The organism is Peribacillus sp. Bi134 (genome assembly GCF_918698065.1).
Lineage (GTDB): Bacteria > Bacillota > Bacilli > Bacillales > DSM-1321 > Peribacillus.
In genome coordinates, this window is the sequence record NZ_CAKKLN010000008.1 from 87,535 (window position 1) to 111,179 (window position 23,645).

Annotated in this window: 19 protein-coding genes and 1 other annotated feature; of the genes, 6 read left to right on the forward strand and 13 right to left on the reverse strand. The window is 40.3% G+C overall.

Translation table 11 applies throughout. The features are described from left to right. Window positions 1-150: 150 nt before the first annotated feature. Window positions 151-1,041 (reverse strand): PhzF family phenazine biosynthesis protein, encoded by an 891-nt coding sequence (locus LQ188_RS18800; RefSeq protein WP_101224798.1) that lies wholly within the window; start codon window positions 1,039-1,041, stop codon window positions 151-153. 147 nt (window positions 1,042-1,188) lie between these two features. After that, window positions 1,189-1,410, forward strand: a binding site (T-box leader). A 64-nt stretch (window positions 1,411-1,474) separates the two neighbouring features. Here LQ188_RS18800 and LQ188_RS18805 point away from each other — a divergent pair. Next, window positions 1,475-2,299 (forward strand): hypothetical protein, encoded by an 825-nt coding sequence (locus LQ188_RS18805; RefSeq protein WP_101224799.1) that lies wholly within the window; start codon window positions 1,475-1,477, stop codon window positions 2,297-2,299. A 443-nt stretch (window positions 2,300-2,742) separates the two neighbouring features. Here LQ188_RS18805 and galE read toward each other — a convergent pair whose 3' ends face one another. The 7 genes from galE to LQ188_RS18840 all read right to left on the reverse strand — a co-directional run bounded on the left by galE (window position 2,743) and on the right by LQ188_RS18840 (window position 12,759). Then, entirely contained in the window at window positions 2,743-3,714 is a 972-nt protein-coding gene (gene galE / locus LQ188_RS18810; RefSeq protein ID WP_101224800.1) for a UDP-glucose 4-epimerase GalE, read from the reverse strand. Window positions 3,715-3,811: 97 nt separating this feature from the next. Beyond that, entirely contained in the window at window positions 3,812-7,414 is a 3,603-nt protein-coding gene (locus LQ188_RS18815; protein WP_101225028.1) for a CDP-glycerol glycerophosphotransferase family protein, read from the reverse strand. Between the two features lie 156 nt (window positions 7,415-7,570). Continuing rightward, a complete protein-coding gene (gene galU / locus LQ188_RS18820) occupies window positions 7,571-8,458 on the reverse strand; it encodes a UTP--glucose-1-phosphate uridylyltransferase GalU (protein WP_101224801.1) in 888 nt (295 codons plus the stop codon). Between the two features lie 266 nt (window positions 8,459-8,724). After that, window positions 8,725-10,467 (reverse strand): phospho-sugar mutase, encoded by a 1,743-nt coding sequence (locus LQ188_RS18825; RefSeq protein WP_230177786.1) that lies wholly within the window; start codon window positions 10,465-10,467, stop codon window positions 8,725-8,727. Between the two features lie 205 nt (window positions 10,468-10,672). Further along, window positions 10,673-11,314, reverse strand: a complete 642-nt coding sequence (locus LQ188_RS18830; protein ID WP_101224803.1) for an NAD(P)-dependent oxidoreductase — start codon at window positions 11,312-11,314, stop codon at window positions 10,673-10,675. 342 nt (window positions 11,315-11,656) lie between these two features. Further along, on the reverse strand, window positions 11,657-12,067 hold the full coding sequence (locus LQ188_RS18835) for a disulfide oxidoreductase (RefSeq protein WP_230177787.1): 411 nt from the start codon (window positions 12,065-12,067) through the stop codon (window positions 11,657-11,659). A 2-nt stretch (window positions 12,068-12,069) separates the two neighbouring features. Further along, window positions 12,070-12,759 (reverse strand): thioredoxin domain-containing protein, encoded by a 690-nt coding sequence (locus LQ188_RS18840; RefSeq protein ID WP_230177788.1) that lies wholly within the window; start codon window positions 12,757-12,759, stop codon window positions 12,070-12,072. 313 nt (window positions 12,760-13,072) lie between these two features. Here LQ188_RS18840 and LQ188_RS18845 point away from each other — a divergent pair, with 313 nt between their 5' ends. Next, window positions 13,073-13,507 (forward strand): Rrf2 family transcriptional regulator, encoded by a 435-nt coding sequence (locus LQ188_RS18845; RefSeq protein WP_101224806.1) that lies wholly within the window; start codon window positions 13,073-13,075, stop codon window positions 13,505-13,507. A gap of 43 nt (window positions 13,508-13,550) precedes the next feature. Here the strand turns inward: LQ188_RS18845 and LQ188_RS18850 are convergent, their stop codons facing one another. Then, window positions 13,551-16,643, reverse strand: a complete 3,093-nt coding sequence (locus tag LQ188_RS18850) for an SH3 domain-containing protein (RefSeq protein ID WP_230177789.1) — start codon at window positions 16,641-16,643, stop codon at window positions 13,551-13,553. A 586-nt stretch (window positions 16,644-17,229) separates the two neighbouring features. Between LQ188_RS18850 and LQ188_RS18855 the strand changes: the two genes are divergently transcribed. From LQ188_RS18855 to LQ188_RS18870, 4 genes are all read left to right on the forward strand, one after another. After that, on the forward strand, window positions 17,230-17,835 hold the full coding sequence (locus tag LQ188_RS18855; RefSeq protein WP_230177790.1) for a protein kinase family protein: 606 nt from the start codon (window positions 17,230-17,232) through the stop codon (window positions 17,833-17,835). 34 nt (window positions 17,836-17,869) lie between these two features. Beyond that, complete coding sequence (locus LQ188_RS18860) at window positions 17,870-18,313, forward strand: DUF6376 family protein (protein ID WP_101224809.1); 444 nt, start codon at window positions 17,870-17,872, stop codon at window positions 18,311-18,313. A gap of 119 nt (window positions 18,314-18,432) precedes the next feature. Beyond that, the gene (locus LQ188_RS18865) at window positions 18,433-18,861 is read left to right on the forward strand and encodes an SRPBCC domain-containing protein (protein ID WP_101225029.1); all 429 of its coding nucleotides are present in this window, start codon (window positions 18,433-18,435) and stop codon (window positions 18,859-18,861) included. Continuing rightward, entirely contained in the window at window positions 18,862-19,233 is a 372-nt protein-coding gene (locus LQ188_RS18870) for a metalloregulator ArsR/SmtB family transcription factor (RefSeq protein ID WP_101224810.1), read from the forward strand. Between the two features lie 46 nt (window positions 19,234-19,279). Here the strand turns inward: LQ188_RS18870 and LQ188_RS18875 are convergent, their stop codons facing one another. From LQ188_RS18875 to LQ188_RS18890, 4 genes are all read right to left on the reverse strand, one after another. Further along, a complete protein-coding gene (locus LQ188_RS18875; protein ID WP_230177960.1) occupies window positions 19,280-22,129 on the reverse strand; it encodes a YhgE/Pip domain-containing protein in 2,850 nt (949 codons plus the stop codon). 2 nt (window positions 22,130-22,131) lie between these two features. Then, window positions 22,132-22,638 carry an Rrf2 family transcriptional regulator gene (locus tag LQ188_RS18880; protein ID WP_101224812.1) on the reverse strand — a complete coding sequence of 169 codons (507 nt, stop codon included), beginning with the start codon at window positions 22,636-22,638 and terminating at the stop codon, window positions 22,132-22,134. Between the two features lie 174 nt (window positions 22,639-22,812). Next, window positions 22,813-23,127, reverse strand: a complete 315-nt coding sequence (locus LQ188_RS18885; RefSeq protein WP_034310732.1) for a thioredoxin family protein — start codon at window positions 23,125-23,127, stop codon at window positions 22,813-22,815. 134 nt (window positions 23,128-23,261) lie between these two features. Further along, on the reverse strand, window positions 23,262-23,573 hold the full coding sequence (locus LQ188_RS18890; RefSeq protein ID WP_230177791.1) for an alpha/beta hydrolase: 312 nt from the start codon (window positions 23,571-23,573) through the stop codon (window positions 23,262-23,264). Window positions 23,574-23,645 lie beyond the last annotated feature (72 nt).

Consider the following 23,645-nt stretch of genomic DNA (forward strand, 5'->3'; position numbering starts at 1 on the left):
CGTGTTTCTGACTGCAGTCGTTTTAAAAGGAATGAGCATGGGAGAATGATTCATCAAGAACCCTGTGCTAAGACATGAAACGTCTTAGCACAGGGTTTTTACGTGTTCACTATACCTTTTCGGATATGCTAATCGTCTTCTGCATGAACCTTAAACTTTCACTTCAAGTTCTTTAACATAGACAGCATTCCCGGTGATTTCTATATCGTATGTGCCACCGTTTTTGGTAGCTGTAACGCGAACCCTGCCATCCTTTCCGATTTCATGCCCCTGTTCTATTAACAGATGCACCTCATCTTCAAGATCATCCTTTATGTATTTTGCATAATAAGCGCCCATTACACCTGAAGCCGTTCCTGTAACCGGGTCTTCAACCGTACCTGAAAATGGCGAGGAAAAATGCCGGGCATGCATATGGGCATCACTATCGTACGTTTCCATGCAAAAGGGATGAACGGAAGCTCTTGGCATTTCCTTTAATATTTGCGGAAACAGGCTATTGTTCGCCTTCATCCTTTTAAATGAATTTCTTTCTTTTACTGGTACCAGTAAAGTCCATAAACCTGTACTTCCATAAACAATAGGCAATTCACTTTCCAGATCTTCTATATCAAGGCCGAGAGAACTGGCTAAGCGACCTTTATCTCCATTAAACGCTTCAAACTGCGGCGCTGCCTGCTTCATCGTAATATATATATCAGGACCCGCCGTCGTATGGATCTTGATTGGCAATATACCCGCTCCTGTTTCAATCATCAGCTCATCTTTATTCAATAATCCCCTGGTCTTCAGTGCATGGATGGTAGCCATTGTCGCGTGTCCGCATAGATTCATTTCGTGTCCCGGTGTAAAATAGCGGATTCTAAGATCGGCAATATCGGACTCCATCGGAAAAGAGGTTTCATTGAACCCCACCTTCATCGCTATATCCTGCATTTCCTTTTCGGTCAGTCCATCCGCATCTAAAACCACACCTGCCGGATTTCCTTTATTCGGTTTACTGCTGAACGCATCGTAATGAAAAACCCTTACCGTTTTCAAATCTAACATCTCCTATTAAATGAATGGTGCTTCTCTTGAATAGTAATTCTATATCTCTATACATATCCCTTTTTCGTCCTATAGTAAGTGAAACAACCATTGATTTTATTTTCTGAATATTATACAATTACTCAAATTCATCAAATGTAAAATTCCATGAAGGGAAGGAGTACGTTATCGTTCTGTTCCAAAGAGAGCTGGTGCTTTGCTGAAAGCCAGTGTCCAGAATCTGACCGAAGATCATCCCCGAGAAGTAAAGCCGAAGCTTCAGTAAGCTTTACCGGTTTCCCCCGTTAAATGGGACAACGCATTAATGTGCGTTTGTTATTAAACAAGAGTGGTGCCGCGAGTTCAAATCTCGTCTCTTAAAGAGACGGGATTTTTTGTTTTTAACCTAATCAATGAAAATAACGGGAAAGCAGGTGCAGGATTCATGCAGAAACTATTATTCGTAACGGATTTATACTATGAAGCAAAAGGAAGAAATTATTATGAGGAGGATTTGTACCTTACCTCGAAGCTTAGAGAAGATTTTCAGTTAGTACTTTGCCATCCTGAAGACATTGAAACGTTTGAAAAGGATTTTGACTTGATCGTCTTTCGAAATGCCGGTCCAGTAGCCAATTTTAAAGATAAGTATCTAGCATTCCGTACTAGAGTGGCTGCTGGTTATTTGAAAACGTACAATTCATTTGTTGGAAAGGCTGATATGAACGGGAAGGAATACTTAATTGAACTGACGAATGCCCAATTCCCTGTCATTCCGACCATCGATTCACTTGAATCTTTAAATAAACTTCCCAATGTGGAAACGTATATAGTGAAGCCGAAAGATGGCGCGGATTCCATTGGTTTGGAATTTGCCACGAAAGAAGAATTGGGAGATAAAATGGATGCAGAATCAAAGAACACATTGGTACAGCCATTTATCAACTTTGAGTATGAAGTCTCTTTTTATTTTATCGATAAGGAATTTCAGTATGCCCTTTATGCCCCTGATAAAGAGAAAAGGTGGGAATTAAAAGAATATGCACCTACTGAAGCAGACCTGGCCTTTGCTAAACGATTTATACAATGGAACAATCTTGATTGGGGAATCCAACGCGTTGATGCCTGCCGGAATGAGCAAGGTGAACTTTTATTAGTAGAACTGGAGGATTTAAACCCCTATCTGTCCCTGCTGGAATTAACGAATGAAACACGTCAGAATTTTGTAGAAGCCATGAAAAAATCAATCCAAAAAGCACTTCAGGCTTAGAATGAAAAAATTCGTGGACGGAATTAAGTGTGGTGTAGGTTGAATAAAGTGCGCGGACGGTCGAATGACTGGCGGGAACGGTCGATTACAGGGTGCGGTAGGTCGAATGACTGGCGGGAACGGTCGATTACAGGGCGCCGTAGGTCGAATAACTGCGGGAACGGTCGATTACAGGGCGCCGTAGGTCGAATAACTGGCGGAAAAGGTCGATTACAGGGCGCCGTAGGTCGAATGACTGGCGGGAACGGTCGATTACAGGGCTCGGTAGGTCGAATAAAGTGCGTACCAGGATTTTAAAACAAGGCTTCCGCAGACAGTCGGCAGAAAGGGCGCGGATTTCTGAAATTAGCTGCAACATTCTTTACATAAAAAAACTGCAGGCAAACTCGCTTTTCTTCGAGTTTGCCTGCAGTCTGAAACGATTTTCGCGTCCCAAGGGACCATTAATTCATTTGAGATTTATGCCATTTCCACGCACTTTCAATAATTTCTTCCAAATCTATCGATGCTTTCCATCCAAGCTCTTCATATATCTTATTTGCCGAAGCAACCAGACGGGCTGGATCTCCAGGGCGACGGTCTGCATACTCTATGGTCGGTTTTACTCCTGTGACCTTTTCACAAGTGTCGATTACATCCTTAACCGAAAATCCTTTTCCATTCCCAAGATTGTAGGTGCCCGTATCCTTCTTCCCGGATAATAGGGCTTGAAGGGCAATTATATGAGCTTGAGCTAAATCCGTTACATGGATATAGTCACGAATGCAAGTGCCATCTTCTGTGTCATAGTCCGTTCCAAACACGGAAATCTTCTCACGTTGACCTAATAAATGCTGTAAAATAATAGGAATCAGGTGTGTTTCCGGATCATGACTTTCACCGATTTCTGCCGACGCATGTGCTCCAGCCGCATTAAAGTAACGCAAGACGACATAATGAAGTCCATATGCGTTTGCAAAGTCCCCTAAGATCTGCTCTACCATCAATTTCGAGCGGCCATATGGATTAATCGGATTGGTTGGCTGATCTTCATCTATCATATCAACATTTGGTATCCCGTACGTAGCTGCCGTTGATGAGAAAATGAAATTCTTAACATCATGCTTGAGCATGGTATTCAATAATGTAAGAGTTGCACCTACATTATTATCATAGTATTTATAAGGATCTTGAACAGACTCCCCAACCAAGCTATTAGCGGCAAAGTGCATAACAGCTTTAATGGGATACTTAAGGAATATTTCATTCAAAACTTCCTCGTCCCCTAAATTCCCTTCCACCAAGATGGCCTTCGAATCAACCAGCGAACGAAAACCGGTTGAGAGATTATCCAGAATGACTACCTCTTCAGTATTCACTAACTCTTTTACAAGATGACTTCCAATATATCCTGCACCGCCAACGACCAAAATCATATAGAATTTCTCCTTTTACTGTAAGCTTAAATGAATCATTGCCAAACCTCGCAACCTATATATGTGAGGCTCTACTAATTATAAAGAACCCATCATTTTATAAGCATTTATTGAAGGTTTCCATGGCCAATCCATTATATTGGGTGTAATCAAACTTCGCTAGTTCAGGATTATCATTATTTACCATAGTAGATAAGCCCTTTTCCAGTCCATCTATGCTATTTTCGACAAGTAAACCATATTTACCGTTTTCCAAAACGGTTCGGTTAGCCACTATATCAGTAGCCATGATTTTCATTCCTAAAGTCATTGCTTCCAATAATACCATAGGCTGCCCTTCATAATGTGAGGAAAGAACGAAGCAGTCACATTTTTCCATGAACGAAAATGGATTTTCAAGCTGGCCTAAAAGATGAATGGAATGATTTAAGCCCAGCTCATCAATGATTGCCTGCAAATCTTCCTTTAAAGGTCCTTGTCCTAAAATATATAGTTTACTATTTTTGTGTTTTTCATGAAAGCCTGCGAATGCACGAATCAAATTATCTTGCCCTTTTTCTGGGGATAATCTTCCCATATTGACAAAGTTAAAATCATTTTTATCAGGATATGGAACGAATTGATCATTCACTTCCAATCCATGCACCTCTTGTACGATTAACGCCTGTTTATCGATCCAACCAATAGATATCCCGTCCAATAATATATGGGCATAAGTACCAAGTTGAGTAACTGCTTCTTTATCGAATTCCACGATCCGGCCATTAAAGGTTGGTCCATTTTCCAAGACCATGGCATCTTGCAGCCCATAAGGCTTATCCCAAATATGGTAATCGCCTAAGTTAATTTCGGCAGTGCCGCGCACTTCCCGTTCTTTTAACAGGATTGGCTCTTCTATGATTTCGAATGCCCCCGTATTTAACCAGCCTATTCTCTTATTATCGATTTCGAAAAGGTAATAGCCGCCTTTGTTGGTTCTGTTATACTTTACGATTCTGACGATTTGCCCTTCAAAATCGATTGCCTTGCTCACTCTTTTAGCCTTGTAGTTCGGATAAGCCTTCGTCCAGATTGTATGGTCTTCCGGGTTAGTTATTTTACCGTACTTCTGATTACCGGTGTTTATTTCCTTCAGCGTTCTATTCTCAATCTTATCAATGAACTTTTTATTGTTTTTATAGTTTCTGGATATTATATACTTTCTTTTCATCATGATTTGCAGCTTGTCATTAAAGCTCATATCTTCATTGATTGTACAATGTTCAAGCATGGATAAAGCTGAATTATCTATCCAGCCTATTATCTTGTTTTTTACAGATATTCTGCTATAAATCGAATGCTGGGTTTTTGCTTCCCTATCGACTTTTACAATGATTCCTTTAAAATCATGACTGCCGGAAACTTTGTACGTTCCTTCGACTTTATACGGCAAGGACCAAATATAGTTCGATCGAGGTCTTACTAACCTTGCAATTTTATCCACTTCTTTTTCATAAATGATGCTGTCTGGCAACAGCTCCACAGCTTCTTCACTAATCCAGCCTATTATTTGATTGTCATGACTGAATTTGTAAAATGTCTTTTGATCAGCATGGGCTTTTCTCGAAATGACGATTTCAGCACCTTCAAATCGTTCTTCCAGTCGAAATTGGATTGAATTCGGGATTACAGGAAGGATATTCCAAACTTGATTATTCTTGACATCGGTTAATATCGCCCTTGCTTTGAAGTTTTCTGTGATCATTGCCTTTTCATCATGCTCGATAGCTTCAGATTCATTTGACTCGATTTGAAGGATTTTATCCGGGTTGATAGAATTCATTACATAATCAAATTTATCGAAGTCTGCATACTCCAATAGATTCTTTCGGTTTAATTCCATCGTTCCCTTAGAAACACTTACTAGCTTATCAAATCGATTGTATACCGAAAAAATCCCTCTTAGATTGATACGGTGAGGTCTCTTTCCATTAATGATGCGCTCACTATCAGAAAGCAAATCATTATGCATATAACAAACTTTCTTTTTTGCATCTGCCGCCAGCAGATATTTAGCCCAATAATGACTATAACCGCTAAAATCGATAACAAAATCAAACTTTGTTTTACCGAATAAACGTGCATGCTCCCTAATATAAGCATTTTCCGGGTAAAGCTTCTTCCCTAAGAAACCTCTTTCCCCTCTGTTATGGATGAATTTGTCTTTGTAGACTTCCAAAAATTTATACACAGGCAAGCCAGGTTTGAATAGAAAACGCACATTCTTATTGACCTTGCCCATATTTTTCAAAACCTCGTACGAGTGAGGGGTGGCAGTAAAACAGCTGACATCATATTTATCATAATCAATATTATTCATTAAGTTAAGGAATGAGGATGTAATTCCGTTATCCCTCAATCCGCCCGGATAAATCAATATTTTTTCCTTTGCGGAATCCAGCCCGGTAATAGTATTTAGTTGTTTCGTAGACTTATTGAAAATATTATTGACTATTCTTTCTGTTACTTTTCCATCCTCATGGTTCGTGAATTTCCCCTGCATTTTTCTATATTTATCGGAATATCTCAATTCCACATTTTTAATATCTTTAATGGCTAGTGCCAGTTCTTTTGAGTTAAAAAGCAGCGGTCCCGGAAGTTCGTCATTTTGGAGATATTGTCCCCTTTGCTCTGCATAAACGTCCGTGTCCCATGTGTAAAATAGAATTGGCTTATCGGTAACAAGGTAATCAAAGAATATGCTGGAATAATCCGTGATAAGCAAATCAACTGCAGCAAGCAATTCATTTGTATCCACATAGTCAGGTATTAGCACATCCTTGATTTCCGAATGCTTGGCCGCTTCTTTATATAGAAATGGATGCACCTTAATAAATAGGTTATATTGTTCACCGATTTGACTTTGTAAATAGTTAATATCCGCAATGATTTGAAGAAGATCGTTATCCACTTTGGCAAGGTTCGTCCCCTTCCAAGTCGGGGCATATAAAATATTTTCTTTAGCATCACTGATTTTCAAACCTAGAGTCCTTAGATAATCCTTATACTCACCCGGATTCGTATTCAGCGTCAAATCGATCCTCGGATATCCTTCTTCTATAATTTCACCTTTATACAATCCATTTAACTTATAGCTATGTGTAAATATGTTGGTAGTATGGGCATTAGGGCTCAAAATGAAATCTGCACTCAAAAAGTTCCTGACAACGTTTTGAGAGACCGAAGGATTACCCGGTATATCAAAGCCCATATTCTTAAGGGGCGTTCCATGCCAGGTATTGATGTAAATTTGATCGCTTTTAGGGATGAAGAAAGACTGGAATGTGGAGTTATTGATTAAATACTCACTTGTTGCCAACCATTTTAAATATTCCTTTGAATTACGCTGAACGAATTGAACATTCGGCATATCCTTATACTTCGCCATTACACCTGAGAGGACACTGAAATCCTGGATGGACCATATGTGCATAAAATCTTGATAGTCCTGATTTTCCAGCATAAATTTAAACATCGCGTACGGACTGTCAGTCATACTGTTTCCATCACGGCTCTCATATAGAATCGTGTTTTTTTGCACGCTTAATTTCTCATAATACTTTGCATATCTATTTACGCGCTTATGATTTTCCTTTAATAGGAAATTACCGATAGGTTGTTTAAGGAAATCGACTTTTCTTTTTATTACCTTCTTATTCACTAAATAGGCATCCCCTTTTATGGATTTATATTCACCATTCAAAATCATGTTTGCCTTTCAATAACCAAAAATAACAACTATGAATGATCAATAGTTGGAGATTTTCTAAAGATGATTACTACATTAAATTAAAAGATTATGAATGGCAGTAAGAGTTTATTTGTCCACTGCCTTATGCATTTCGAGGATATTTTCCATTACTTTTATGATGTCGTCTCTTAAATCGGGTCGTTGCAGGGCAAATTCAATTGTCGTTTTCACAAAGCCATCGACAACACCGACATCATAGCGTTTTCCTTCAAAATCGTAAGCGAAGACTTTTTGGATTTCATTCAGTTTTTGGATGGCATCCGTTAACTGGATTTCACCGCCGGCCCCTGTTTCCTGCTTGGCCAGGAAATCGAATATTTCCGGAGTCAGTATGTATCTTCCCATGATGGCTAGATTGGATGGTGCCGTTCCTTGTTTTGGTTTTTCGACGAAACGGTTCACTTCGTATCTTCTGCCTTCTTGCGTAAGCGGGTCAATGATGCCATATCTATGCGTTTCGCTCTCATTTACCGGCTGCACCCCAATGATGGACGAACCTGTCGCATCATATTCGTTGATTAATTGGCGTAGTGAAGGAACATCGCTTTCAACGATATCATCGCCTAAAAGGACGGCAAATGGCTCATCACCAATAAAGTTACGTGCACACCATACAGCATGTCCGAGGCCTCTCGGTTCTTTTTGCCTAATGTAATGGATATTAGCTAAATTGGATGGGTATCGCACCTTCTCCAATAAATCGAATTTCCCTTTTTCACTCAAGTTATTCTCTAGTTCGTAAGCATTATCAAAATGATCTTCTATTGCTCGTTTATTCTTTCCAGTGACAATGATTATATCTTCGATTCCCGCTTTCACGGCTTCTTCTATAATATATTGTATAGTTGGTTTATCGACTATTGGCAGCATTTCTTTAGGCATAGCCTTCGTTGCGGGCAAGAATCTAGTGCCTAGTCCCGCTGCAGGTATAATGGCCTTTTTAACTTTTTTCATTCTTTGTAACTCCTTCATATTAAGATAAATCTACAAAAAACCCCATTTTTTTCTGAATCATCCTTTTCATAGTAACATAGACTCGTTTTTTGTAAATATCTTAACAAAAAAATTCCTTCTTTTGTAAACTCATCCATAAATTAAAATTCCAAGTAATGCAATAGCCCGTTTTTTCTTGAAAAAAATAAGGCCTTTCCCTGATATTTCAGGAAAAGGCCTTATTTTTCTTAATTATATGACTGATAGGTCCAAGGGCTTAGGATTATTTATTTAGCACTATTGATCATACCATGAATATTTTCCATGAAAGCATTCATGACCTGCTTCAATTTCAACTTGGCTTCTTCCATCGTTTCACTTTGGATCCCAAAATAGAATTTGATTTTAGGTTCTGTACCAGATGGCCGCAAGCATACCCATGTGCCATCCTCAAGGAAGTACTTAATTACATTTGATTTAGGTAAATCAATGACTTCTTCCTTATTTGTGCCCACCGTCAGCTTCACACCGCTTTGATAATCCTCCTGGATCGTTACAGCTTTTCCGGCAATTTGCTTTGGAGGAGCCTCACGGAACTGATTCAGTATCCCTTGAATCTGCCCGGCGCCTTCAATCCCCTTTAAGGTCAATGACTGAAGTCCCTCCAGATAATACCCGTACTTTTCAAAAATGGTAAGCAATCCTTCATATAGATCCATGCCCTGTTTTTTATAGTGGGCACAAACCTCCACCGCAAGAATGGCCGCTTGGATCGCATCTTTATCACGGGCAAAATCCTTGATTAAATAGCCATAACTTTCTTCATATCCGAATAAGAACGTGTGCTTGCCGCTATCCTCATATTCATTGATCTTTTCAGCGATGAATTTAAAACCCGTTAATACATCAACGGTCCCTAAACCATATTCCTTAGCGATTCTGCGCCCAATTTCAGAAGTTACTATCGTTTTTAAGACAACTCCATTGGAAGGTAAAGTGCCTTTCGCTTTCTTTTCTTTTAAAAGATAATCCAATATTAGTGCACCTGTTTGATTACCTGTAAGCACCACATATTCGCCATCTTTATTTTTAACGGCGATACCGAGTCGATCGGCATCCGGATCTGTTGCGATCAAAAGGTCTGCAGATACTTCATTTCCTAATTCAATGGCCATTTCAAAAGCTGCATGCTCTTCCGGGTTCGGGGATTGAACTGTCGAAAAATTGGGATCAGGCAATTCCTGCTCTTTTACAACGTGTACCTTGTCGTATCCCAGATCTTGTAAAGCACGTCTGACAGACTTATTTGCCGTGCCATGAAGCGGTGTGAATACAACTGTCACATCCACTTCTTCACTTAAATCTTTGTTTTCGGGCACAGTAAGCAATTTATCATTATAAGCGGTATCGATTTCCTCTCCGACAATCTCAATGAGGCCTTGCGCTTTCAATGTCTCTTCATCTTTTACCGAAATGGTAAGTTCGTTTTCAATCGCATTCACGAATTCTATCACTACATCAGCCGTTGCCGGAGGAAGCTGTGCACCATCTGGCCCGTACACTTTATAGCCATTATATTCAGGGGGATTATGACTTGCTGTAATAACGATCCCAGCATAGGCATTCAGTTCACGAACGGCAAAGGATAACTCCGGCGTTGGCCTCAACTCATCGAATAGATAAGCCTTGATTCCTTCTGTAGCCAAGGTTTTGGCTGCTTCCAAGGCAAATTCAGGCGATTTAAAACGTGAATCGTAGGCAATCGCGACACCTCTGCGTTTTGCTTCATCACCCATCGATTGCAGATAATGGGCTAATCCCAATGTTGCTTTACGGACTGTATATAGATTCATCCGATTCGTACCTGCCCCAATTTCCCCGCGCATACCGCCTGTGCCGAATTCCAAGTTCTTATAAAACGCATCTTCTATATTCTTTTCATCATCTTGCATCTCGTTAAGTAATGATTTCATTTCATTATCAAGGGCTTCGAAGTTCACCCATGAGTCGTAAGAACATTTCCAATTCATCTTCTAATAGTCCTTCTTTCTTTGTTGGGAATTCTAAATGTTTCTACTAAAATCTAACAATAAAAATTAATAAAAAAAAGCCTCTATAGGACTTTATCGCTATATTATCTGCAAAAAATGGACATCAGTCAATATTTTTTGGCAAAAATTTGTTATACATAGTAGAAAAAAATGGACGTCACCATAAGGGGCGACGTCCACTTAATTATTCAGCTTCGGCAACAACGGTAAAGCGTTGGTTGATGTGCTTTGGAATTTCAATTTCATCAAGTACTGCAAGGGCAAAATCAGCATAACTTACATAGCTTTCACCCTTTGAATTTACAAGAAGGTTATCTTTCCCCAGTTTATACCCACCTGTTCTATTTCCTTGTGGATCAAAGAAGGCGGAAGGACTGATGAACGTCCATTGGATGCCAGTCGCATTTTGCAGATCTCCAAGGTTCTTTGATTGATTAAAGGCTGTTGCAAAGTATTCTTTAGGGAACTCAGGCGTATCCAGTACACGGATCGTTTTTGCCTCGTCAACGAAAAGGCTTCCAGCTCCGCCAACAACGATCAGTCTAGTTTGAGGCGCCCCTTTCATTGCGTCAATCAGGATTTTTCCTGCATCGACATGCAGATGTTCCTTCCCCGGAGCAGCGCCAAAGGCATTCACAACCACATCGAATTCTTTAAGATCCTCTGCTTTCAGATCGAATACGTCTTTTTCCAGTACGGATGATCCTTGGATTTGGACTTTGGCTTCATCCCTTACAATAGCCGTAACTTCATGTCCCCTAGTCAATGCTTCCTTTAAAATCAGACTTCCAGCTTTTCCGCTCGCACCAATAATAGCGATTTTCATATTAAATTCCTCCTATATATTGTTATAGAAACTTTAATTGTAACTCATTTGATTACATGTAATAATATAAGTTACAGGTTGCATCTTGTCAACATTTTTATTTTGGGGAGTTTCGGAGATATATTGGAGTTTTCGTCGATATATTGCAAGTTTCGGAGATATATCCTACTTTTCATCGATATATTGCAAGTTTCGGAGATATATCCTACTTTTCATCGATATATTGCAAGTTTCGGAGATATATCCAGTTTTTAGCCGATATAATTCAATATTCGATGATATAACCGGATTTTCGTCGATATATATAAAAAAGCACCATTCCTTTTAGAATGGTGCGCTTAATTACATGTTTTTTTTCTTTTTCATTAGCAGTGCCATGCAGATTGTGATGAGCGTAAAAGCGATAAAGGCCAAAAACGGGATCGTGATGAATCCTAGCCAATTTATATACTCACCTGAGCAGGGAACACCGCTTTGGCACATTTCGAAATGCTGTAGTGCTGGAATTTTTTGCAGACTATAGTGATACCCTGACACCACCATGCCCAAAATCGATAATGGGAGGATGTATCGATAGATTTTCAGGTCCTGTTCATAAAAGGCCCGGCCCAATAAGATAACGAGCGGGTACATCAGAATCCTTTGATACCAACAAAAGGTGCAGGGTACATAATGGAGAATCTCACTAAAGTAGAGACTTCCGGCAGTGGCGATGATGGATAGGATCCAAGAAAATAATAGTGGCTTGTTCATCACTATTTCTCCTTCGCTGCATCATCAACCATTTTCACTAAATCATCGATTGTATTTCCTTCAAATTTCTTGCCATTGACAAATAAGGAAGGAGTTCCAGTAACGCCCAATTCGTCGGCCATCTCCATATCCTTGTTCCATCGGTCCTCGGACTTTTCGGCTTTAAAAGAGGTAACGACCTTTTTCACATCTTTGTCATTTGCAATTTCTTTCAATGTTTCTTCTAAGAACTTGTCCGTAAACACATCTTCCTTTTCATATTTCAGGTCAGCTGGCTGTTTATCGAACAAAAGTTCATGAAATTTCCAAAAGGTCTCATTTCCTAATTCCTGATAAACACTTTCCGCGAATTTAGCGGATCTGGTTGAATCGACATTAATGAACGAATAATTCATGAAATAAAATTGCGCTTTTCCTGTATCAATCAATTCACTTTGTATAGAAGGAAAGAATTGCTCCTCGAATGTCTTACAGACTGGACATTTATAATCCCCAAATTCCACAATTTGCACAGGAGCCGATTTCTCTCCCAAATAAGGCTGTGCTTTATAATCGATTTCATTAACGGCAGTATCTTCGTCCTTCCCATTTGCCAAAAATATAAAGCCAATAATGATTACAGCGATTAACCCGATGATCCAAAACGTGAATGCAGAAGATTGTTTTTGATTACCCTTTTTTTTATTAGCCATCATATACCTCCATCACTTGTAGTTGTGTCATATTCATTATCCAGCCATAGCGGCAGATTTCAAGTTCCCCCTTCCTGCACCTTTCACCTGTAACTGATTCATTTACACGTTATAATATAAGTTTCACCATGCTGGTTTGTCAATTACACATACCTTTTATTTTTGCCTTTGCAGAAACGGCGTGACTTGACAAGGAAACGGTTAATGGATAAATATTATTCTTGCAGGCCATTATAACTTGTAACCACTTGAATTACATGTTAAATAATTTATACTATATAAGAATAGAGATTTTAAAGGAGAGAAAAAAGAGATGTCCATCAGTACCCGCTTTTCCGTAGGAATCCATATATTATCTCTTTTAGAAATAAACAAAGAAGGCGTTAACACTTCTGATTTTATAGCAAAAAGTGTAAACACCAACCCAGCCTTAATCAGAAAAATCACCGGCATGCTGAAGAATGCTGGTTTAGTGAATGTTCGGCCGGGTATCGCCGGAGCGACATTGGCCAAGGAATTATCGGATATTACTTTGCTCGATGTTTATCAAGCTGTCAACGTTGTCTCCGATAAAGAATTATTTGGAATCCATGAAAATCCTAATCCAGCATGCACTGTTGGAAGAAATATACAAGATACAATAGAGCCTATCTTTTCAGTTGCTGAACTTGCCTTGGAAAAGGCATTGGGAGTGGTGACGATCGAGGATGTCGTCAAGGGTATTCTGGAAAAGGATAAAACTAATTAGCAAAAAAACACATGAGTCGGACTCATGTGTTTTTTCCTGCTTTCTATTTATACTTAGGAACTTCAATCGTCAATTTATAGGAATCTAGTAAACTATACAAATTATAAATCTGTTTCACTTGTTTTGTTGCCCAGCCAATATCAGTGGCATACTGGTGTGAAGCATATCCATATTTCTCTGCAGCTGTAGGATTCCATCTCATTTTGTAAAGCGTGTCCTGTCCAGCGGAGATATATCCTTTGGCGATGAATTCGGCACCGCCGATGATGGCTGCTTCTGGAGTGAACCAGCCTGCATTATAGGCGTATTGAGCGCCGCTGCTTAGTGCGGTTCCGTCAAATGCTCCCACTCCATACATATTATAGACCGTTTTCCCGTTCACCTTTACGCCAGTCGCTAACGGTGATGTGCCATTCCCGGTCTCCAGCAAAGCATGTGATATCAGGTAGATTTCATTGACCCCATATTTTTCACCTGCCGCAGTGAAGGTTGCAGCTTGGCCTTGTAAAATCCCTTTGCCTGAAAGGATTCGATTATTCACTTCTGAAACGTTCATGTTGGTGATTTGGGAAAGCTTTACGAATTGGAATGAATTGACTGGATCATTCACAAAGTTATTTGGGTTAAGATTATATTCTATATCTTCCGGACTGGCATTTACCCATGTCTTGTTATAGTCCACCTCATACCAATAGTACCCATCAGAGCCCTTTACTTTCGATTTAATATTCAATGATTGATTATTGCTGACAGGACCGACTACCCAATAATCAGAACCAGCTCCGCCCCTGACACGCCATCCGGTTCCTTTTACCGTACCTTTGGATGAACTGATCAAAGTTAATCCATCTTCACGTATGTAGGTTTTATACTTTTTATCCGTTTGACCATTTACGGCCATTTGAATTTCAACCATCTTTTCCATCGTAAGGTTATGCTCTTTATCAATCCTGATTATCGATCCATTCGAACTACCCGGACCTTCCGGTGCTTTGGCCGTTAAATATTGCGTACTGACATACCCGGTTTTTCCATTGGCCGTGACTCTTGACCAGCCATTGGACTCTGAATAAACCGTTACGGCCGTATTGTTTACAAGCTTGGCTATAATTGAAGCCGTAGCTGATGCAGCAGACCGCATATTCAGACTGGAGCCATCATTCACATTTACATATTTAACTGACGTGTTTCCTTCTTCGTCTGGATTCAACCCCGGTAAAGGACCAGGCTTAGTTGCTGATAGATATTGCGTATTGACATAGCCCTCTCCGCCATACGCTTTAATTTTTGACCAGCCATTTGATTCCGAGATGACATCTACCTCTACACCTCTTGCCAATTTCACAATGACGGAAGCACTTTCTGATGGCTTATTCCGCATATTCAGTGAACCCGTGCTGACATTTACATATTTCGTTGTCGTTTTTTCAGGTATGGATGGTTTGGATTCCGTTCCAGGCTTTGTCGTCGAAAGATAGTTAGTACTGACATACCCATCCTTCCCATTTGCGTTGATTTTTGCCCAACCTTTTGATTCCGAATACACCGTCACTTCAGTTCCTCTTGAGAGCTTTGCGACTATGCTCGCACTTTCCGAACGGCTTTTTCTCATATTGAGTGTTCCAGAGCTTACGTTTACATATTTCGTCGTCGTTTTTTCAGTTGTTACGGTCGTACCTGGTTTTGTTGTCGATAGATATTTGGTATTGACATATCCGTCCTTTCCATTGGCTTTGACTTTCGCCCAGCCATTGGATTCCGAATATACCGTCACTTTCGTTCCTTTTGAAAGTATTGCGACTATGCTTGCGGTAGCTTTCCCACTTTTTCGCATATTGAGTGAACCCGTGCTCACATTCACATATTTCGTCGTCGTTTTAGCAGGTGTGGCTGCCGTTGATCCCGATCCTGGCTTTGCAGCAGACAGATACTTGGTGCTGACATATCCGTCCTTTCCATTGGCTTTGATTTTCGCCCAGCCATTGGATTCCGAATATACCGTCACTTTCGTTCCTTTTGAAAGTATTGCGACTATGCTTGCGGTAGCTTTCCCACTTTTTCGCATATTGAGTGAACCCGTGCTCACATTCACATATTTCGTCGTCGTTTTAGCAGGTGTGACTGCTGTTGATCCCGATCCTGGCTTTGTAGCAGACAGATACTTGGTGCTGACATATCCGTCCTTTCCATTGGCTTTGATTTTCGCCCAGCCATTGGATTCCGAATATACCGTCACTTTCGTTCCTTTTGAAAGTATTGCGACTATGCTTGCGGTAGCTTTTCCACTTTTCCGCATATTAAGTGAGCCCGTGCTCACATTCACATATTTCGTTGTCGTTTTAACCGTTGCCGCAGCTTTGGTTACCGTTCCGGGCTTCGTTGCCGATAGATACTTGGTACTGACATATCCTTCTTTTCCATTGGCTTTGATTTTCGCCCAGTCTTTCGATTCCGAATACACCGTTACCTGTGTTCCTCTTGTCAGCTTCGCGACCAGGCCGGCACTATCACTGCCGCTTTTTCGCATATTTAGTGAACCTGTGCTCACATTCACATATTTCGTTGTCGTTTTAACCGTTGCCGCAGCTTTGGTTACCGTTCCAGGCTTCGTTGCCGATAGATACTTGGTACTGACATATCCTTCTTTTCCATTGGCTTTGATCTTCGCCCAGCCTTTGGATTCCGAATACACCGTCACCTGTGTGCCCCTTGTCAGCTTCGTGACTATGCTGGCACTATCACTGCCGCTTTTTCGCATATTTAGTGAACCTGTGCTCACATTCACATACTTCGATGTCGTTTTAATGGTTATTGCAGTTTTCGATAAAGTCCCCGGCTTTTTTGCCGATAAATACTTGGTACTGACATATCCTTCTTTCCCATTGGCTTTGATCTTCGCCCAGCCTTTCGATTCCGCATACACCGTTACCTGTGTGCCATTTGCCAGCTTTGCAACTATGCTTGCACCTTCCGCCCCGGTTTTTCTCATATTGAGCGATCCGGAATTCACCTGTACAAACATGACGTCTTCAATATTGGCCTGTTCCGCATGTAGTGGAGCTGCAGATATTTTTTCTTCGAAAGCAACTGTCGACAACACTGCAAAACAGAAAGTTGGTATAATTAATTTCTTCATCTCATTCTCCCTACTAAAGAATTGTTTTTTTAACATTTATTTAAATATCGGTTAAAATTAGTATAATAATATAGGTAAATATGCTTATTCGTTTAAAATATATCATATTCCTTTAGATCTACAGGGAGATAAACTGGATTGTAACATAATAGTAAACTATTAGACATTTAAGTAATTTAATAGAAATATTCGCAATGAAACTTACGCGACAGGAAAATGATGGATATAAAGTATATTGATATAATTACTAATCACTCAAATAAATAAGGATGAGACGAGCATCTTTCTGCCTAAATCGAATATATATATAGGGTAAGCATCGATCTTATATTTGACGGATCGATGCAATAACCTATATAATTACTGTATATAACTTATAAGAATCCTTCTGTTAAGGGGAGTAGCTATTCAATAAAGTCGTCAGTACAGGATTGAATCCTCGGCTTTATTGGCAACTGATTTTAGTTGTTTGCAAGACCTTGCCGATTATTTGGTGAGGTCTTTTAATTTTTAAAAGACGGTATAACCACTAATCGGTTATACCGTCTTTTTTGATTCGAAAAATCGCACAATAGAGGTGAAAAGTATGCAGAACTATAATGAATTAGCTCAAAGCGTTAAGATTTCCGATGATAAAAAGCATATATTGCTTGATGCCGACCCATCTTTATCACTGATCGGAAAAGGCCGAAGCGCATATGTATTCCGAATACATTCCACCAATAAGGCACTAAAAGTGTTTTTCCCGGATCATACACACACAGCAAAAGTTGAAGCTGAAATATACAAAACCGTCCAATCCATCGAATACTATCCAACCCTATATGATGCGGGGGTAAATTACCTGGTTATAGATTACATTGAAGGCAATACTCTTTTTGAATGTTTAACATTGGGAATCCCGATAACGGAAGAAAACATTGCGGAGATAGACCATGCCCTGCAATTGGCAAGGAAAGAAGGATTGAATCCTTCGGATATCCATTTACGAAACATCTTCATCACTTCTGAAAAAAAGGTGAAGATCATTGACGTTGCAAGGTTTAAGCAAGTGAAATCCTGCAATCAGTGGCACGACTTGAAAAGTGCATTTCACCTTTTCTATTCGAAGTCATTTTTTCCGAAGAAGATCCCCAGCTTCATACTGAATTCCATTGCAGCGATTTATAAAAAGAGATTTCTGCCCATCTGATCCTTACTATAATAAAATCACATTGGAGGCACATATGAAAAAAATAATGACCATTGCCCTACTGTCCATCCTTACATTAAGCGGATGCTCAGCTTTAGAAGAAGTCAATTCATCATTGGAGTATGCAGATAATGCGACGGAATATGTAAATACCGTTAAGGATTTTTCCAATGAGGTGCCCGCATTGTCACAGGACGCCGTCACGAATGACGAAGCAAGAGCAAATCTTGAAAAAGAATTGGAATTGATGAAAACGGAGATTGAAGAATTCAATGCAACCGAACCACCAAAAATAGCTGAAGGCATCCATGAAAAGATCGTCAGCTCAAATCAACAGCTTTCAGATGGCATTGAATTATATCTGAATAATATTGAGAATGGCCAAATTGATCCTAAAGCATTGGAAGATTCAGAGATAATGAAATCAATCGATAATATAACAGGATTGGCAAAACAAATTGAAGAGTTGGGAAATTAAACATTCTTCAATGAATAAAAAGAGATCGCTTGAAACAAATTATTGACATGAAACCAAAAGGTTTTATATAATCGACAAAGCAAAACCAATTGGTTTCATATTTTCACTTAAAAAGGAGAATCAGTATGGAAAATACATTACAGGATATCAAGAAGACGATTATTCTTGAAGCACCTATCCAAAAAGTTTGGGATACAGTTTCAACTGCAGAGGGCATAGCTTCATGGTTCATGCCAAATGATTTTCAACCAAAAGTGGGACATGAATTCCATATGCAATCACCCTTCGGTCCATCTCCTTGTAAGGTAATGGAGTTAGATGCCCCTTATCGCCTTTCATTCAGTTGGGATACGGACGGTTGGTTCATTTCATTCATTTTAAAAGAACTGGACGGCAAAACGGAGTTCACCCTTATTCATGGCGGTTGGAAAGAGCCTGAAACGATTCTTCCGAAACCGAACGAAAAAAGCTCAGTAATTCGCGATAGAATGAATCATGGCTGGGAACAGATCGTTAACCAAAAACTTAAAAAGGTTGTTGAGGGCTAAGTGTCTGCAACAGAAAAACATGATGTATTTCAGGCTATCGCCGACCCGACCCGCCGAAAGGTCCTGCAGTTGCTTGCTGAAGGGGATTTACCCATTTCAGAAATCACTTCTCACTTTTCCATGAGCCGTACGGCGATTGCCAAGCATCTTCATATCCTTTCTGAAGCTGAATTGGTAAGTGGCCGGAAGGTAGGAAGAGAGAAACGCTTTCGACTTCAGCCAGAACCTTTAGCAGAATTGAAACAGTGGCTTTCATTTTACGATCAATTCTGGGATAACAAATTATCCATCCTTAAACATGTGATTGAAAATTCAGGGGAAAATGGATTGAAAGTCATCGAAAAAGAAAAGGACAAGGATAAACCATCATAATGAAGAAAACCCCCGGCGCATTGCACTGGGGGTTTTCTTCATTTGTTTATGCATCCATCTCAATATTGTGTACTTTGCGCTTCTTGATGACCATCGTCAGCAATAGCAGCAGATTAAAGACAATGATGCATCCAGTAAGGAACACTATACTAGTTGTCAATGCATCCGCTCCTAGGCTCGTACTCATCGCCTGACGGAAGCCCATGACAGAGTATGTCATCGGTATGAACGGGTGAACATGACTGAAGAAGTTATTGGTCAGTTCCACAGGGAACATCCCTCCGCTTGCACCTAGCTGTAGTACAAGGAATATCATCGCCAATAAACGACCTGGATTTCCAAACCCTACGGTCAAGAAGGTAACGATGAACATGAAGGTAAGGGAAGTCAGTATGGAAACCCCAATGAATTGCCCCATATTCTCGACCTGTAAATCCATTCCCCAAATCATGATCGCATCCAACACTAATGCAGAAAGCGTCGCTTGGATGAATAGGACCGTAAATTTACTGAACCACCATGCAAATCCTGATGTAGGCCTAGTAGAAGGCAAGCCTGTCGGGAACCCCATATTGAAGGCAATGGCTCCAACAAATAACCCAAGAGACAATACATAAGGAGCCAGTGCATGACCATAATTCGGCACGTCACTGCTTTTTTGTTCTTTAACCTGTGTCGGTTCAGCAATCATGCTGTAATTATCATCGGTTGTTTTATTTTCACTTATTTCTTCTGCACCATCACTGAGTTTTTCCGAAAGCTCGACCGTTCCATCTTTAAGTGAGGAGATTCCATCACCCAATTTACCGGAACCTTCAGCAAGTGCTGATGAACCTTCATTGATCTTACCTGCGCCATCAGCAAGCTGGATGACTCCATTGCTCAAAGTAGGCAGATTGCTTGCCAATTGTTCAGTGCCTTTAACAAGTGCTGATGAGCCCTCGTTCAATGCCGCTGAGTTGGCATCCAGTTGATTGGCACCATTAGCAAGTTTGCTTGCCCCTTCGCCAACTTGGCTAACACCAAATGCGTACTTCTCAAGACCATTTCCAAAGGAGGATGACCCTGCTTGCAGTTGTGAAACTCCATCAACCAATTGACCAGATCCCTCAGTTAGTTTTGAAAGGCCATTATTTAACGAGGAACCGCCTTGAGCTAACTGGTTGATCCCCTTCACTAATTCTGGTGTCCGTTCATTTAAACTTTGTGTTGCCGCCGTTAATTGATTGCTTCCTTCAACAGCTTCATTCATGCCGCCATTTAATTGGGTCGCACCAGGAATCAATTGTTCTTCCAGCGCATTCCTTATTGCCGTATATCCGCTTAACGCAGAAACGGCGTTTGGATTGACTTTATTCACCGCATTATTTAAATTGGCCACTTGTTCCGGAAGCTGGCCCAATCCATTCAATACAGGCATTACTTTATCCTTTAATTGCGTTGATAAGTCGGATACACTTGCAGCAAGAGTCGCTGCGATTTGTTTTTGTGCTTCCGCCTGGCTTTGAAGTTCATTTTGAACCGCTCCGATTAATTCGGATTGTTGCTCACTGGTCATGCTTTTGAAGGCTTCCGTGTTTTGAACGGCATTGATCGTGCTCTGGCCATTATTTGCAATCGTTGATTGAAGTTCCGTCAACGCCGCTTGACTGTTATTGAGGTCTTCGGTAATGCGGGATACGGTACCGGACGCGCTGCTTCCTGCGGGAACCGCTTCTTGCAATTGATTAACACCGCTTTGAATGCTTGTCAGTCCTTGCTTAAGCTGATTCAGCTGTTCTTCTGCGGGTAATTGGCCATCCATTTTTTTCAGGCCGTCATTTAACGCCTGGCCTCCTTCTGCCAGTTTATTGATTCCCTCATTTAAACTCTGCTGACCTGCTGCCAATTTTGGAATTCCAGTCGATTGGTCTGTCAGCTGGCTTGCATTTTGTGATAATTGATTCAACCCATCATTCAAATTCGCACTGCCTGTTTGCGCTTGTGCCAATCCAGTATTTAAAGTTTGCGCTCCTGGAACCACTTTGGCCAGCCCAGTGGACAGTTGGGAAGAACCTTGTATAAGTGCTTCACTATTATTAGTTAATTCCCCTGTGCCTGATGCGAGTTCGTCCGCACCCTTTTGCAACTCACCGACACCGGAAGTGTATTGTGAAATTCCCTTATTTAATTCCGACGCGCCACTTTCAAGCTTATTGGCTCCTTCCAAAAACTCGCCAACGCCAACTTGAAGTTTATTCGCTCCATCTTTAAAGGTTAATGTGCTGGAAGCTAATTTATTCAGATTTTCTGTCACTTCTTTGTTTCCATCATGCAGTTTTTCAGCACCATCATCCAGTTTTGATGCCCCATCTGCTGCATCGCCGAATCCTTCTCCGATTTCATCCAGTTGTGAGAAGATCGCTTCCGCATATTCTTTTGTGACACTTTCGGCAATTTCCGTTTTCAAATTATTCGTTGCCTGTTTTCCGACCGTTTCAGAAACGAAACTGCGTCCAGGATTCACGTCATACGTCAGATTCATTTTTTTTGGCTTATCATCCATGACAGTTGAAGCATTTTTTGAAAAGTCCTCCGGAATGGTAACGACCATATAATATGTACCATCATCGAATCCTTTTTTCGCCGCTTTTTCCGTTACGAAATGCCATTCTAAATCATCATTGTCCTTTAATCGCTCGATTAGCTCATTACCGACTGTTAAGGTTTTCCCCTCATATTCCGCCTTCACATCCTTATTCACGACCGCAACAGGTAATTTGCCTGTATTCCCGTATGGATTCCAGGCAGAACTAAGGAATAACCCCCCATAAATAATCGGAACGAACAGTAAAACGATTGCCACACCGACCAGTTTTCGATTTGTAAGGAAAAGCTTCCATTCTTGTTTAAGCATGTTCACTTCTTTTCACCTTTCTTTTCACGCAGTACATCACTCAATGACGCGGTATTCCAATTAAGAGTCGGTATGTCCGTGGTGCCAAAGCTTTCTTTAAGCAAATCCGCCACTGTCTGACTGGAAAAGAACTCTATTAAAAGTTGATCCGCCCGAGAAAACATCCGACGGAGGACATCCATTCCCTTCTCTGCATACTCTCCATCTTTAAACGCTTTTTCTATAAGTCCTGTATCCGGAAACATCGAAATGGGACCTTCCATCGCCTCAATTATTTCAAGGTTTTTAATCTTATCTACGCTTTTGGCAAGAGTAAGGCCGCCGTTATTACCAGGAACGGAAGTGATTATCTGCTTTACGACCAATTTCCTTATGATTTTTTTCAAATAAGAAGGAGACACCTCTAATCGCCTGCTGATCTCATTAGAAGAAAGCGGAATATTTTTATCCTGGGTAGAGAGTATTACGATGATGCATATAGCTTGCTCTACCCCTTTTGTTAATTGCAAATCAGTTCACCTCTTTTAGTATGTATGTGGATATCATATATCCATAATGGATATTCGGTATCTATAATTAAAACCCGTTTCACCTTAGAAATCAAGTCATTTTTAGAAAAAATTTCTAAAAAAAGATGAACCCCCTATTACAGCACAATAAGGGGTTCACCTTTTCAAGGTCTTTTATAGGTCTTTTAGAAATTCATTGACCGCTTCTGGAGTTTTAGCATTTGCACTGTGCAGGTGCGCAACCTTTTCCCCATTTTTAAATACTAATAGTGATGGAATTCCCATTACCGTTTGCTCTTCAGAAATCTCAGGGAACTCGTCACGATCGATTGTAAACCACTGTTTGTCTTGATGTTCTTGAGTGATCTCATCGATGAACATGTCTAAACGTTTGCAGTCTGGACACCATGTAGTCGTAAAAATCCCGACCGTCAGTCCCTCTTGGTTGATTTGTTCACGGTATTCTTGTTCTGTATTGATATTTTTCATGATCGTCTCCTCCGGGCTTTTCTTATCATCATACTTTAATCCATGTATTAATGTACTCAAGGATTAATATATAATTAATTCCTTCGCAGCACAAACGGTTTATCCTGAACTATCTAACGCTTGCCCGGTTATGCTTAGCGCGATGCCACCTTTTCTTTGTGTCCAAATCTCTCGTTTATGAAAGAAGAAATCCTCGAAATGAATTCCCTATTTTCATCGATGAAAAGATAGTGGCAGCTTTTTTCAAAAATGATCAATTCACTGTCAGGTATCTTTTCGGCGATGAGAATCGATGCCTCTACAGGAGTGATCCAATCGTGACGGCCTCCTGCCACTAATGTCGGGCAATGTATTTGATCCAGTTGGTCCACTAAGTCAAATGTTTTCAAGAATTTGGCCCCTTCATTAGCCGCTTCCAAATTAAAATTCGATTTCTTCTTTCTCATTATCTCTTTTTCCGCTTCAGATCTTACTTTTCCCCTTATGAATAAAAATAGAGCGGTTCCATGACTATACTG